The organism is Chitinophaga sp. CF118 (assembly GCF_900112615.1).
GTDB lineage: Bacteria > Bacteroidota > Bacteroidia > Chitinophagales > Chitinophagaceae > Chitinophaga.
In genome coordinates, this window is the sequence record NZ_FOMK01000004.1 from 182,257 (window position 1) to 196,840 (window position 14,584).

7 protein-coding genes and 1 pseudogene are annotated in these 14,584 nt (G+C 40.8%); 2 read left to right on the forward strand and 6 right to left on the reverse strand.

Annotation, left to right across the window (positions count from 1 at the left end):
* The first annotated feature begins 382 nt into the window (after nt 1-382).
* Nucleotides 383-2,572: a B12-binding domain-containing radical SAM protein gene (locus tag BM176_RS17065; protein WP_090105227.1), complete on the forward strand. Its 2,190-nt coding sequence runs from the start codon at nt 383-385 to the stop codon at nt 2,570-2,572.
* A 94-nt stretch (nt 2,573-2,666) separates the two neighbouring features.
* Here BM176_RS17065 and BM176_RS33130 read toward each other — a convergent pair.
* Nucleotides 2,667-2,759, reverse strand: a pseudogene (locus BM176_RS33130) (T9SS type A sorting domain-containing protein); the annotation flags it as partial.
* A gap of 102 nt (nt 2,760-2,861) precedes the next feature.
* On the opposite strand from BM176_RS33130, the gene BM176_RS17075 reads away from it, so the two are divergent.
* A complete protein-coding gene (locus BM176_RS17075) occupies nt 2,862-4,046 on the forward strand; it encodes a tetratricopeptide repeat protein (RefSeq protein WP_090105229.1) in 1,185 nt (394 codons plus the stop codon).
* 155 nt (nt 4,047-4,201) lie between these two features.
* Here the strand turns inward: BM176_RS17075 and BM176_RS17080 are convergent, their stop codons facing one another.
* The 5 genes from BM176_RS17080 to BM176_RS17100 all read right to left on the reverse strand — a co-directional run bounded on the left by BM176_RS17080 (nt 4,202) and on the right by BM176_RS17100 (nt 14,580).
* Entirely contained in the window at nt 4,202-5,881 is a 1,680-nt protein-coding gene (locus BM176_RS17080; RefSeq protein WP_090105231.1) for a RagB/SusD family nutrient uptake outer membrane protein, read from the reverse strand.
* Between the two features lie 23 nt (nt 5,882-5,904).
* On the reverse strand, nt 5,905-9,189 hold the full coding sequence (locus BM176_RS17085; RefSeq protein ID WP_090105233.1) for a SusC/RagA family TonB-linked outer membrane protein: 3,285 nt from the start codon (nt 9,187-9,189) through the stop codon (nt 5,905-5,907).
* Nucleotides 9,190-9,845: 656 nt separating this feature from the next.
* Entirely contained in the window at nt 9,846-10,781 is a 936-nt protein-coding gene (locus BM176_RS17090; protein ID WP_090106106.1) for a phosphatase PAP2 family protein, read from the reverse strand.
* Between the two features lie 20 nt (nt 10,782-10,801).
* On the reverse strand, nt 10,802-12,019 hold the full coding sequence (locus tag BM176_RS17095; protein WP_090105235.1) for a DUF4833 domain-containing protein: 1,218 nt from the start codon (nt 12,017-12,019) through the stop codon (nt 10,802-10,804).
* Nucleotides 12,020-12,033: 14 nt separating this feature from the next.
* Nucleotides 12,034-14,580 carry a DUF5686 and carboxypeptidase-like regulatory domain-containing protein gene (locus tag BM176_RS17100; protein WP_090105237.1) on the reverse strand — a complete coding sequence of 849 codons (2,547 nt, stop codon included), beginning with the start codon at nt 14,578-14,580 and terminating at the stop codon, nt 12,034-12,036.
* Between the last annotated feature and the right edge of the window lie 4 nt (nt 14,581-14,584).

Below are 14,584 nucleotides of genomic sequence, written 5' to 3' on the forward strand. Positions count from 1 at the left end.
GGTTGATCGGTGGTTGATCGGTGGTTGGTCAGTGATTGATCAGTCATGACCGAACAACTACCGACCAACCACCGATCAACCACTGGCTTAAAGTGCTACTCTCTCCCAACTTTCCTGCATGACAATAGCTCGTTTCCCGCATGAAGTTAAGAAGTCAGGTAAGTATATTACTAATTGTTGTATACCAAAGACCGTAGTTTACAATGCTTTTTTACCTGAAAAACTATTCCAACAAGTTGGAAATCAGTTTATTTGCAAAATATTTCACTTAATATTTTCTGCCAGGATGTAATGACTCCCATCTCCATTTGTGGCCCTTGTTCATGTAGGTTTTATTCCTTCTTAACCTATTTAGTAATAATTTCGCATCAAAATCACTGATTTGGGTGCGTCTGTTTTCTTAATTACTCCGCCTTTTACACAGCTGAACACGCCATACCCGGCAACAGCTTACCTGAAAGGTTTTCTTAATACTAAAAACATTACTTCTTTCCAGGCAGACCTTGGTATTGAAGTAACCCTGGCCCTGTTTGGAAAACAGGGCCTGCAACATCTTTTTACCCAAATCAGCACCCCTTTATCCGAAAATGCAGCCCGTATCGTGGCTTTACAGGACGATTACATCTATACAATAGACGATGTAATCCTTTTCCTGCAGGGCAAAAACCCTACCCTGGCCCACAGAATCTGTAAACGGGATTTCCTTCCGGAAGCCAGCCGGTTTTCACAACTGGACGACCTGGACCATGCATTCGGCTCCATGGGTACTCAGGATAAAGCCAAACACCTGGCAACCATGTATCTCGAAGACCTCTCCGACCTGATCATGGAAACAATCGATGAACACTTCGGGTTCAGCCGTTATGCAGAAAAACTGGCCAGATCGGCTAACAGCTTCGATGAGCTGTATGAGGCCCTTCAGAAAGATTACACATACATAGACCAGATCTTAATTGAGATCCTGGAAAAACATATGGCCACCGTACAACCTAAAATGGTGGCAATTTCCGTCCCTTTCCCGGGCAATCTGTATACTTCCCTGCGTTGCGGGCAATGGATCAAAAAGAACTATCCTTCCGTAAGAGTGGCGATGGGCGGCGGCTTTGCTAATACTGAACTTCGCTCCCTCTCCGATACCCGCGTATTCGAGTTCTATGATTTCGTTTCCCTGGATGATGGTGAAGCGCCACTTGAAAACTTGTTTGCCTTTGTAGAAGGAAAGAAAGACTTAGATGAGCTGAAACGTACCTTTTCCGTCATAGATGGAAAAGTAACTTACTCCAATAATCAATCCTGCACGGATTATAAACAAGGACAGGTAGGTACGCCGGATTACAGCGACTTCCTCCTTGATAAATACATCTCTGCCATAGAAGTAGTCAATCCCATGCACCGCATGTGGAGCGATGGCCGATGGAATAAACTCACCATGGCACATGGCTGCTACTGGGGTAAATGTACGTTCTGCGATATCTCCCTGGACTATATCAAACTCTATGAACCGGTAGCTGCACAATTACTGTGCGACCGTATGGAAGAGATCACTGCGCAAACCGGGCAGAACGGTTTTCATTTTGTGGATGAGGCCGCACCGCCAGCCCTCATGCGTGCTTTAGCACTCGAGATCATCAAAAGAAAACTGACCGTTAGCTGGTGGACAAACGTACGGTTCGAAAAAAGCTTTACCCGGGATCTCTGCCTGCTGCTGAAAGAGTCCGGTTGTATTGCCGTTTCCGGCGGACTGGAAGTTGCATCTGACCGCTTACTGGAACTGATCCAGAAAGGAATCACCGTATCGCAGGTGGCACAGGTGAACAGAAACTTCACCGAGGCTGGTATCATGGTACATGCCTATCTGATGTATGGCTTCCCTACCCAAACAGCTCAGGAAACAATAGACTCCCTGGAAATGGTACGACAGATGTTCCAGGCAGGCATCCTGCAATCTGCATTCTGGCACCAGTTTACTATGACGGCACATAGTCCCGTGGGAATGCAACCTGAAAAATTCAATGTCCGAAAGGAATCATTGGCTGTGGGTACATTCGCCAATAACGATATTGTGCATATTGATGAAACAGGTACTGAACATGAGCTCTTCAGTTTCGGATTGAAAAAATCATTATTGAATTACATGCATGGTATCTGCTTAACAGATCCTTTGCAAAAGTGGTTTGATTTTAAAGTACCGAAAACAAAAATATCCCCCGATTATATTGTTAATGCTTTAACAGAAGATCAGTATTCTTCACATAAACCTACAGCTAAAATTGTGTGGCTGGGAAAAACACCTTCTGTAGAGAATTTTACAAAGTCGAAAAAAGGAAATCAGTGGGAAATGGCAGCACTCACCTTCCAGAACAAGAAAGAAAAGTATACTATCAGTGTAGATCAGGCACAGGGAGGATGGCTAGCAGGTATGCTGGAAAAACTTTCTGTAGGTAACGTAAAGACATATACGCTGAAAGAAGTAATGGATAGTTATACGGAAGCCGGGTTGGAAGATTTTGAATTGTTCTGGGATAATAAACCGGTGAATACGTTGTATAAGTTTGGATTGCTGAAATTATAGTTTCAATTAGTTTTTGGTTAAATAAAAATATCCCCGGCTTCTTCGGAACCGGGGATGTTTTTTTATGGGGAACAGAGGGTGCTATTACTGAGAATCAGTTTTTAATAATCTTCTTAGTAATACTATTCCCTCCTTTACTAACCCTTACAAAATAAACCCCGGGCATTACGTTACCAAGAGGTAATACGTATTGCGTACCGGTTACAGATTACTGCATATCAAATGATTCCATATTTCTTATCCAAGGTGCCATAATAATATTATAAATTTGAGGTATATTTAATAACTGATGCTTTTCGATGCCTCCCTTGAAATAAAAGCTGCTTTATCTTATGCCAGGACATTTTCCCTGGAAAAAGAACTCTATTATATAGATAGTCAGATGATCTTACTTGGGCTGCTTGATTCCTTTGCCTTTACGGATCTGATACAGGATGAGGACAGAGAAAAGATGATCACCTGGCTGAAAATGCTTGACTGGCAACATGGAACTGTAATTAATACCTCCGTTTTCATAACGCAGGAGGCAGAACGCATGATGAAGAATGCCGCCTATTATCAGAAGAAACTGAAAGATAAACATCTGTTGCCCGAGCATATCATGCTGTCCCTGCTCAGTATAGAAAACCTTTGCCGGCATAAACTGGAATCGCTGGGTATCGTCTTTCGCACCTTCGTGGAGCAATTAGCGGCAGTAAGAGATAACCAGCTCCATATTCCTTTCAGAAGTCCAAAGATCAAACCTTCACGTTCGTTTCCTCATAATCCCCTGGTTCTATGGTTGTATGGAGAAAAACAAAAGAACAGAATGGTGAAAGAACATTTAGCGGAAGCAAGGAATTTTCTTCAATACAATGACAGGAAAAGAAGCCGGAGATTTTGCAGATATATCTTACAGATTGATCCGCAGCACACAGATGCACTCTGGATTTTGGGCATTACATGGGCCACAGACCTTCAATTTGAAAAAGCGATTCCCTATTATGACAAGGTATTACAACAACATCCTGAGCATACCGGAGTACTCTCTCAATTAGGATATTGTTACAGTCAGTCGGGTAATAAGATTCGTGCAGTAGAATTATACCTCCGGGCGCTGGCCATTAGCCCTGGTTCGGCTGAATTACTAAATGCACTTGGTTTTGTACTAGCGGATCTTCAACAATATGATAAAGCGATTACGCTTTTTGATCAGGCTATAGCTATCGATGCAGAATGTGCATACGCGTATAACAACAAAGGTTATGTGTTAATGCGTCTGGGATATCTTTCGCAGGCAAGAGAACTGATAACACAATCCCTTCAATACAACAAAGGCAATGCATATGCTTATCGCAATCTTGCCCTGTTATATTTACAGGAAAGAAATTTTCATGCTGCTCAGCAAATGCTACTCAGTGCGCAGAAGTATGATTTTAAAGGTAAGTATGGCAGTGAAGTAGATGATCTGCTTAGGAGTATTAAATATAAATAAGATTATTATCCTGTAAAATGCAGGCTCTTTAAATACCACAGAAATGTTTCGTAATTGTGCAGTGAAAATATGATAGCCGGTGTAAAATTTTACAGCCTGTACCAATAAGCTCTCGCTCAATGATACAGGCTGTAAAAAAATAAGAAACGTTAAAATCAGAAATTAGGATTCTTAGTTGCTGCACTGCCTTCACCTGCAGGATTTATATCCACTTCATCGGCAGGAACATCCCAGTAATCCAGGAAGTCATAATTGATAGTAACATTTGTATTTACATCGCCGGCAGAAGTCAGGAAAGTATTGCCATAACTACCACCACCATTATCAATGTCATATGTCCAGCCCCATCTCCTGCTATCATAAAAAGATAATCCTCTGAAAACAAGCGCTACTCTTCTTTCTTTTACCAGTTCTGTAAGTGCCCCGGCCTCATTCAAACCGGTGCCAGAAACAGCTGCTACACCGGCACCCAAATAGGTTCTTACAGCATCTACATAAGCCAGGCCGGCATCGGTATTACCCAATCTTATATTAGCTTCTGCCAGCATTAATTCATTTTCTTCATAACTTCCGGCAATAAAGAGTTCATATGCCCCTACGGCTTTACTACCATACACATATACACCGCTTTGTCCGTTACCACCATCTATGATGCTGTAACGCGTACCAAAAGTAATATCATCCAGGTAAGTAGTAGCGGTATTAAAATTGTTGCTCATGCGCTTATCACCACTTTCAAAGTTCTGCACAAAACGCTCACTTAATCTAAACGTAGAAGAAGTATTCACATTTGTTGTTAAGGCAGCCGCCGTACCTCCTGCTGCTGTAAAGAAGCCATTGGCAGCAGCGCTTCTTCCGGTAAATACATAATCTCCTTTTTTGATACCATTTGTAGCCAATGTTAATACACTGGTCCAATCCGCAGCAGTCATGGTAGCAGTGGAGGACTTGGTGATTGTTGCAGCAGGATTACCATTTACAAAAGGCGCCAGCTTATTCACCAGGATATTCCTGGCAAGCATGGTATTGATATTCCTGATCCACATATCGGTTGTTAGCACACCACCATTTCCTACCTGGCAAAAAGAAGGGATTAGTTGTCCTAAAACGGTGCTGTAATCTGTTGCACTGGAAATTCCTGTGCCCAGGATATCAGCGGCTTTATTAAACCAGGTATTTGATTCTGCAATGATGGAATCCTTGATAAGATATTTGTTGCTGGCTGCGCCCGCTTCATTTACGATCAGGCCTGAATAGTACATTGATCCTATGGAAGCATATGCGTATCCTTTCCACCAATAACACCAGGCTTTGATTGTATTGGCCTTCGTAGTACCCTCTCCGGAAAAGGTGATATTATCTACAAGGCTTAATACCTTATTACAGGCACTGTTAAGCGCGTACATATTCAACCATTGGTAATAAAGCGGATTATAACCGGAGCCGGTCTGCGCCCGGGTATTGTTAGCCCTTAACTGGGTAATGTTGGATATACCTGTAGTGGTTTTCGAGTTATTGTCCAGGGTGTAATATTCAGGGATGCTGATTGTACTTATCAGCTGATTAGAAGCCTGTGCCCCCACTACATCAGCAAGGAGTTCACTGTATCCGTAAGGTAATGAGAAATAGCTGTTTCCCAGCCAGTCATCGCCGTTCTTGAAACCATTCACATACACTGCACCTACTGCAAGAGAGATGATCCCTGATTCGGAATTTACATTTTCCCCTTCCGTAGGCAAATTCGGGTTTCCTACGTTCAGATCTTTTTTACACGCAGTTCCACTCAGTAAAAGAGCAACACTCAAAATTGATAAAATATATTTATGCTTATTCATGGCTTTCTTTTTTTAATAAAAAATTATAATCCCACATTTAAACCTATCATGTAAGATTTCATGTTCGGCATTGTACTATGATCCACTCCTCTGTCGAAAGAAGAATTCACAGCACCGGAACTTGCTTCAGGATCGAAACCGGTATATTTTGTTACAGTCAGGATATTCCTTCCTGTAAATACGAGTTGCAGTTTTTTGAAGTATCTGATGTTCATCACTTTTGCCAGGTCAAATCCGACAGAAACATTTCTCAATCTTAAGAAAGAAGCATCTTCATAGAAATAATCTTTTGTGGCATTATTACCTGGTCCATACAGGCTACCCCAGGAACTGGAGTAAGCACTTCCATAATATGCAGTATACGCAGCTGTTGTTCCGTTAATGGTTACCGGTTTGGTAAAATCTCCATGAATACCATCGCGGTACATCCATTCTTTTGTCTGGTTGTACAGATGGGTGCCATATACCCAGTCAAACTGGAAAGAGAAAGTAAGAAAATCTTTGTAGGTAAATGCATTAATGAAGGATGCATTGAACTTGGGATTAGGATCACCGAATGCAGTAGCAGTTGAAGCAAACTGAATAGATCTGCTGGCGGTATCTACCACGCGGCCGTCTACAATCTGGTATTTGCCTGCGTCTGCAGGGGAAATATACTGGGCACCTGTTTTATCAGTCTCACTTGTACTTGTTAATGCCTTATATCCGTATATCTGTCCTATTTTTTGTCCTGCGGTTAATACCAGTGCTGTGCTTCCTGCAAATGAAGTGAGGATAATATCTGAACCACCGCTGATCTTATCTATCATAGAAGTTTGACGGCCGTAATTGGCTGTAAAGTCCCATGTAAAATCTTTGGAACGAAATACTGGCAGGTTTAACTGGAACTGCAATCCTTTGGACGACATATTGATGGCGTTATTCAGGATACCGGTAGAGCCGGAAGAGAGTGCAGAGCTAACTGTATAGATCACATTTTCGCTCTTACGTTTCCAGTAGGTAAAGGAACCATTAATAGCACTTAACCATTTGCCTCTTTTATTAACATCAAAGGTGAAATCAGTACCTGCTTCAAACTCTTTGGATACTTCCACCTGTAAAGCTGGATTCTGAGCAGTTACGGGTATTGAATATACCAGTCCGTCGCCGATAGTGCTCTGGTCCAAAGTAGGATATCTGTCAAATGGACCAGGCTGAATACCCGCTTCTCCATATGCTGCTCTTAATTTGAAGTAAGAAACAACATTTTCCAGCTTACCTCCCCAGAAGTTAAAGGAAGAAGGAAGGATGTAGCCATATGCGTGCGGGAAAGTAAAAGGTTTTGAACCGCTACCAAAAGCGGAAGACCAGTCACTTCTGAATCCTCCTGCTATACCACCATAATCACCGAAATCAATTTTCTGATTAAGCAGGTATCCGTAGGTGACAAATGTTTCATCATAATTTCCATTCGTCTTTGTAACAGAAGAAATAGGAGCAACATGTACTTCTGATGCAGAAGATAAATTGATAGGAGATGTGAGTGGCAAACCTAAGCCATACACATCCTGTTCTTTATATTTATTTTTACGATAGTCGAATGAAACCTGTGTACTGGTTTGAATAGGGAGATTGATATGAAAATCCTTCTGGAAATCAGTTTTGAAGTATGCGCTGGCCAGGAAATTCTGGAAAACAGTAGTGTAATTCCATTTATCTATTTCACCAGAACGATCGGCGGCAAAATTTCCTACCCATGTATCATAGTAAGTTGCATTTGCATTTTCTGTTTGATTGAGATAAGTCCAGGTGCTACCTTCAGTTCTGTACTGAAGACCATATTTGGCATCCAGCTCCAGGAAATGATTTACCTCATAGTTGGCATTAAAACTCTGAACGATATCTACCTTATTATCCAGCCCACTTGCATATTGCTTTACGTAATAAGGATTAAAGGCATTGATACTAAGAAAATCAGCCGTCTGGTATGCAGGCGAATTGCCATCTGCCATTTTAGCTCCCAGGTCAAAGAAAGGAGAAGTATTTAAGAAATTATAAACACTGCTCAAATTACCTTTACGGTTACCCTGGCCATATAAATACCCTCCGGCAGCACCCAGGCCGGGAACAAGTGTATTTTTGGTATAGATCAGTTGTGTAACTGATCTGAGTTTAAAGCCCTTAAATAACTGCGTTCCCAGGTTTGTAGTTAAGTTTGAACGGTCTACAGATCCGTTATGCATAATAGGGCTGACAGTATGGTTATTAGCAACTGAAATATTAAAATCACTCTTATCTGTCCCGCCAGAAAAATTGATATTATTATTAAGAGTAGTTCCTGTTTTAAATACCTGCTTAAAGTGATCGTAGTATTTCAGGTTAGCATTATAAGATTTATTAGCAATATTGCGGGGATCCAATATTCCATAACGGGTAGCACCGCCATAAGCATAAGAGATGCCTTCAATGGAGCCAAGATCATCATAGGCTAAAATGTTTCCTGAAGCATCTACAATATTATTATTGGCATCTGTTAAATAAGGATGCTTGTTTGCCTTTGTTACATTACCACTGTTGATATATTCACTGGTTGTATAACTGGAAGAAAAGTTGACAGCCAGAGGGCCCATTTTTCCTTTTTTAGTAAAGATCTGCATTACCCCATTGGCACCCTGTGCACCATACAGAGAGGCAGATGCAGCACCTTGTACTACTTCTATTCTTTCCACATTACTCAAATCAAGAGAGTTCATATCTGTGGTAGAAAGCTGCACACCATCCAGCATGATTAGTGGTTTGGTACCATTCTGCACTGTATTAACACCCCTGAGCAGAATGTTTACGGGATCTCCGGGATTACCACTAATAGACGTTATCTGGGCTCCTGGAATTTTACCGATCAATGCCTGGTCTATAGAAGTAGAAGCTCCTGACGTTAGTTTTTCTGCATTAACAGATTCTACGGAGATACCTAGTTTTCTTTTGCTGGTAGCTGTACCAACACCAGTTACTACTATTTCTGAGAGTAGTTTTTTATCTATACCAAGTTGAATGTGCATAACAGATCCACTCACTGTTACTTCTTTTGTTTCAAAACCAATTCCTGAAATAATGAGGACTTTCCCTTTTTCAACATTAATACTAAAGGTTCCTTCACCATCGGTTACGGCTCCTCCTCCTCCTTTAATTTTAATGCTTGCTCCCGGAACGGGCGCTCCTGATTCATCCTTCACTGTTCCGGTAATTTTTGGCGTGGTCTGTGCCATTAACGAACAAGTGAATGCATGGCAAAGCAATACCATGAAGCATAATAAGCTGTGGATTCGCATAATTCTGTTTTAAAATGACTAATAAATATGTCGCATAAAAAAGCCAGCCGGTAGAATTATGATTTCTACCCGGTACAAACTTCTTTACCAGTTATATCAATAGACAGGTCATTCCGGTATGTACATCGTACATAGCAGACTGTCGGGCAAGTGAATTCCGCCATAACAAACAATGGAGATCGATAAATAACCGGAAGAATTAAAGACTCTAAGGCACCTTATAGGAAGTAAAGCTCCACACAAAAGCAATTAACCAACTGCTTGCAACGATACATGCAAGTCATATTTATCACAATAAAGTCAGCCCGATGATTATGGTTGTTCTGATAATTAAATCTTGTTGTTTAGTTTAGATTTTTTATTTCAAAATAAAGTTACCCTTGAAATTGGCTGTGCTGATTGTTAAATCTTGTTGTTCAATTTGGATTATTTTATTTCACAATAAAGGCCATGACAATTGGCTGGTTCTGTTCAATTAAATCTTGTTGTTCACTACTTATCCCAATAAAGCTCGTCTACGATTTAGCTAGTTTTCTAGATTTTGGTCTTTCTTTCTCGTCTATTAATATAAATATATATACTTTTCAAGTATTCTCATAACTTTTATAGTAAAACAAGCAAAAAAAATAAACATATTATTTAATACTATATAATATCTATTTTGTATTAATCAACTTATACAGGTGCATGGTGAATCTGTTACAAATGGGACTGACCATTAGCACCCGCCTGTAAAAAATAATGGTAATGATAGCACAGATAATACCGGCAGCAACATCCAATATGTAGTGGTGACTGTTATAGATAGCAGAAAACCAGATTCCCACAGCAATTACGCCAAACACTACCTGGAAAAACACATTAGCGTGTTTCCTTGCATAATACAACACAATGAGTGGGTAAGCAGAATGCAGTGATGGCATGGCCGCAAATACATTAGAACTCTTGGAATACAATGAACCGAATACGTCTATGTTCAGATACTGATCAAAACGTAATAGTCCGGCCGAATTACCTGGTGTGTGGGCAATAAATTCAAATCCATGCAGCTGGATATACCAGGGTGGCGCTGCAGGGTAAATATAATACAGAACAAACCCAATGAGATTAACCAGTAAAAAAGAAATGGCAAAGTGAAGGAATGCAAGGGTATCCTTGTAGAACAAATAACCCGCAAAAAGCAGTGGAACTGGTACCCAGCACAAATAGAATATGCCAGACATTACATCCAGCCAGGTGTATTTATGCAATAACCAGTATTCATTCGGAGTTACTTTCACCCCATTTACAAGTACCCCGAAAATGGATTTCTCTGTTTCATAAAGGTCCCTGATATGTACTGTATTGAACAGGTAATTAGGGAAGGCTTTCATGTAATCAAACAGGATCCAGTATACAATGAAGATAGAGAAGCCTGTAATGAGCCGCCGCGTGGGCCATGAAAAATAATAACAGCTATTGAAGATAACCACAAGCCATAACTGGTCGGTTTTGAAGCCAACCAGCCAGGCTGATAGCAACAGGTAGGCAATACTTATTGAGGTTGTAAATAATAATGTCTTTATATCGAAAAGCCTCTTATTAGTCGTCATACGTTCTTTTTTCCGCAGGATCACGGCTTAAACTGCTCCTTTATTTCTTTACCACTAACAGGGTCTATTCCCTTCATCTCTATATACACTACATTCGGAAACCAGAAAGTACCACCTTCTATCTGCAGGTAAATACGGCTCAGAATAGCCATTGTATTATTGATCTTCGTATAGATATGATAATCCCCGGTGGCAGATTTCATCAGGAACATTTGTTTTTTTGTATAGGCTACGGAACGGATATCATATTTTTCGTTTCCGAGTGACTTTACTTTTATACCGTAGGCAAATTTACGCTGTATATAGTTAAGATCTTTCTTCTCTCCACCGTCTGCATACCGTATCCAGTAAACATTCACCGGATCATCCTTATCCAATGTACCATCCTTCTGAATGTTCAGATCATAAATGATAGTATTAATGTTAGGTGTACGCTGCATATAGAACAACATATGAGGTACGTTATTCGGTACCGGGAAAGCTGGTTCTTCACCAGGCCGGCCAGCAAAGGTAAGCAGGGGGATCCCGAGGATCAATACACCAGCTGATAATGCTTTTTTAGCATCCAGTAACCGACCAATAGCAGTGATATTAGTTAATACCGCCATGATGAATAACGGGAAGGTAAAGATGGAAATGGTCTCAAATATATGAAACGGAATACCGGGAACGAACAGTTTATAATCCCCTCCTATGTAGTGCGCGGTAATGCCACAGGTAATGGCCGATATAGAGATGATCACCACTCTTTCCGGACGTTGCATTAAACCGCCCTTACACTCTATTCCCAATCCTTCTGCACGCGCCCTTGTATAACTTACCATCATAGAGCCAATCAGCGCTATAAAGGCAAATATGGAGCTCAGAAAATAATGATGACCGATGAGGTAATAACATATGCCAAAGAATAATACCATTTCGCTGTAACGGTCCAGCACAGAGTCAAACAGGGCACCAAAACGGGACCCCATATTACCTAATCTGGCTACCTGCCCGTCCAGCATATCAAATAAGCCTGCAAATAAAGTAAGAGCTCCCGCCCAACCAACATAAGACAGATCTCCACGATTCCCCTCTTCTACCCCGGCCACAAAAATTATGACTACTCCTATATTTAATGCGAAGCCAATAAGGGTCACAGCATTGGGCGTAAGTCCCAGCTTAATCAACCCCTTTACAAGGGGATTGATCACCAGGTAAATAAGCTGCTGTAATTTATCTCTCCATTTCTTGTTCATGCTCAGTTACTATTTTAGAAATCAAATTTAAAACGTGCCCTTATACCCCATGTAGGAACATTGGGGTTGTTAAGATAAGTGAAACGTCTTACCAGGTCTACCCTTAACAGTTTAAAGATATTGGCAATACCGATACTACCCTCCATATACGGTCCATGACTAAGTGTATAAGTTATGGGAATGCCGCTTGTATCTTTTGAAAACTGGATCAGGGACGGATCTTTGTAAGGATTATTCTCATCACGCAACCCGCCGTATAATATTTTAAATGCAGCTACTTCACGTAGTTTCAGTTTCTTCAGCAAAGGTATTTTGTTAAAGATAAAACCATTGAAATTATGATCTATATTCAGATTGGCATACCGGTCACTTACAAATTCCAGGAAGTTCATCAGGTTATAAGAATCCAGCTGGTAAGCGTACGACTGGTTAGCGCGGTGAATAGTGAGTAAAGGATAAGGTAATTTTCCGAAGATATAACCACCTTCCAATACAATTTCACTATATCCCAACTGCGAAAGGTAAGCCATCTTGTATAAATTCAGGGAGATGTTCTTGTAGTCATAACCGCTCTCCGCAATCCCCTTTACACCTGCAATAGCTCTGAGCGTAACGATAGGATATTTATTCGGAATGGGAATACGATATAATTTACCCTGGTAAAATTGTTCATGTGGTGCCCAGCGTAATTCCAGGGAAAACTCTGCCGTAGTGATCGGATCCCTTACCATTTCCGTGCTCGTTCCCTTAGCGTAGTTCAATGAGCCGGCAGGTGTTTGCTTCCAGTGTTTGAACCCTACATTAAAAGAGGAATGATTGTTAAACTCATGCTCATAATTTATTTTGTAGATATCATTGTATAACAACTTATCATTGTTACCACGTTTGAAAGACAACAGGAAATTATCTTCCTGTATGAACTGAAGCTCTTGTCCTGGAATTTTAGTATCGCGCTGAAAATTGGCGCTGATGGCATGAATAGGGAATGAGTAAGGTGCTTTATGATTTAAAGCATAACTGGCACCAATGTAGTATTTCCACTTTTCATCTTTAAAACCATAAGCCGCGTATGATTCCAGGTAGATACTTTTGCTGAAAGAAGGTAATGTTCTGCCACCGGCACGTAACCTGAATCCTTCTATCGGATTAAAGCTGTAAAAGGTATTTACCGGGCCAACATCTACCGGGCCAACTTTTGTGTACCCGGCAAGCAGCAAAGTGGCAATCTTCATGGTCCTTTGAAAGGACTTCATATTCTGAAGACTATCTATATTTTTATATACTCTGGCTTCAGCGCTGGATAATGTATCGTGCCTGTTGTGTACCCAGAAGCTATCCGGCTTTTCTTCTGTTTTTTCATTTTCTACCAGTGAGGGACCGCTATAGAAATCTTCCGCCATGGGCTGGTTGATCTTCATATCTTTTATAGACACGGTACGTTCACCATAGATCCCGCCTCTTCCTTTGAATACACCAAAGTCAGCACGCATTGTACTTTTGTTGGTAAAGTATCTTCCATCTGATGTTTTTTCAAAGTCTAAATACAGATGAAATTCCCTTACCCAGTTGAGGTTAATTTCTTTGTTGGCAGTCATCTCAGCTTTCTGCACAGCATAGTTACCATCCAGTGTGATATACAATTTACCTTCCAGCAAAAAATCACCTTTATTCCTTGGATAGAATTCCATTTCTACCAGCTTTTCATTATCTGCGGTAGTAATTGTGTCTGCTATATAGTATTTGTAGAAAGTAGGGGCAGCGTTTGCAATAGGACTCAGGAACTGATTGGTAAACAACGTCATATTGTTGTCGTAAATGTCCACATCCTGATAAATATGCCTCAGATAAGCATTTAGTCCATCGTTATCTATGAAGTCCTGAAAGTTTACCTTTTTATCTGCGGTAATTATTACTTTCTTTTTTTCGGGGCTTCTTCTAAAATAAACATCTGCCAGTTTTTCTTCCAGGTAAATGGGCAATAATGACTTACCACTCATTTTGGTGGTATCCTGGTTATCAAAAATGAATTTATACTTTTTGGTAAACCGCCCATTCTGCACCTTGGCAGACAAGTTACTCAATGCGAACTCCAGTTTCTCGTACTGGTTGTATGCCGCATAGTCATAGTGTGTCATCCTGTTTTTCTCCCTGTTATCAACCACCAGCCGGATCAGTTCTACTGCAGGATTATCCTTATTGCGATATCTTTCCTTTTTCCGCTTTACCACGATCTCGTTCAGGGTTTTGCTGGTGCTTTCCAACCTGATATTCAACACCTGGTCTGTTCCTTTGGTGATGCGTTTATCTACGGTTTTATAGCCCATGAATGCAAAACGGATGCTGTCTTTGGTTGCATTATACTCCAGCTCATACCGCCCGGCGGCATCTGTAGCAGTTCCTATGGCTGTACCGGGTATGAATACATTCACAAAAGGCAGTGGCACTAAGGATTTACTATCTGTTATCTGTCCCTTCAGCCTGGTAGTTTGAGCCGTTGCTGTATTAAAGCCGAAAGCGATTAGTAACGAAATACCAGTTATTATATTTTTAATTCCATTCATCTAT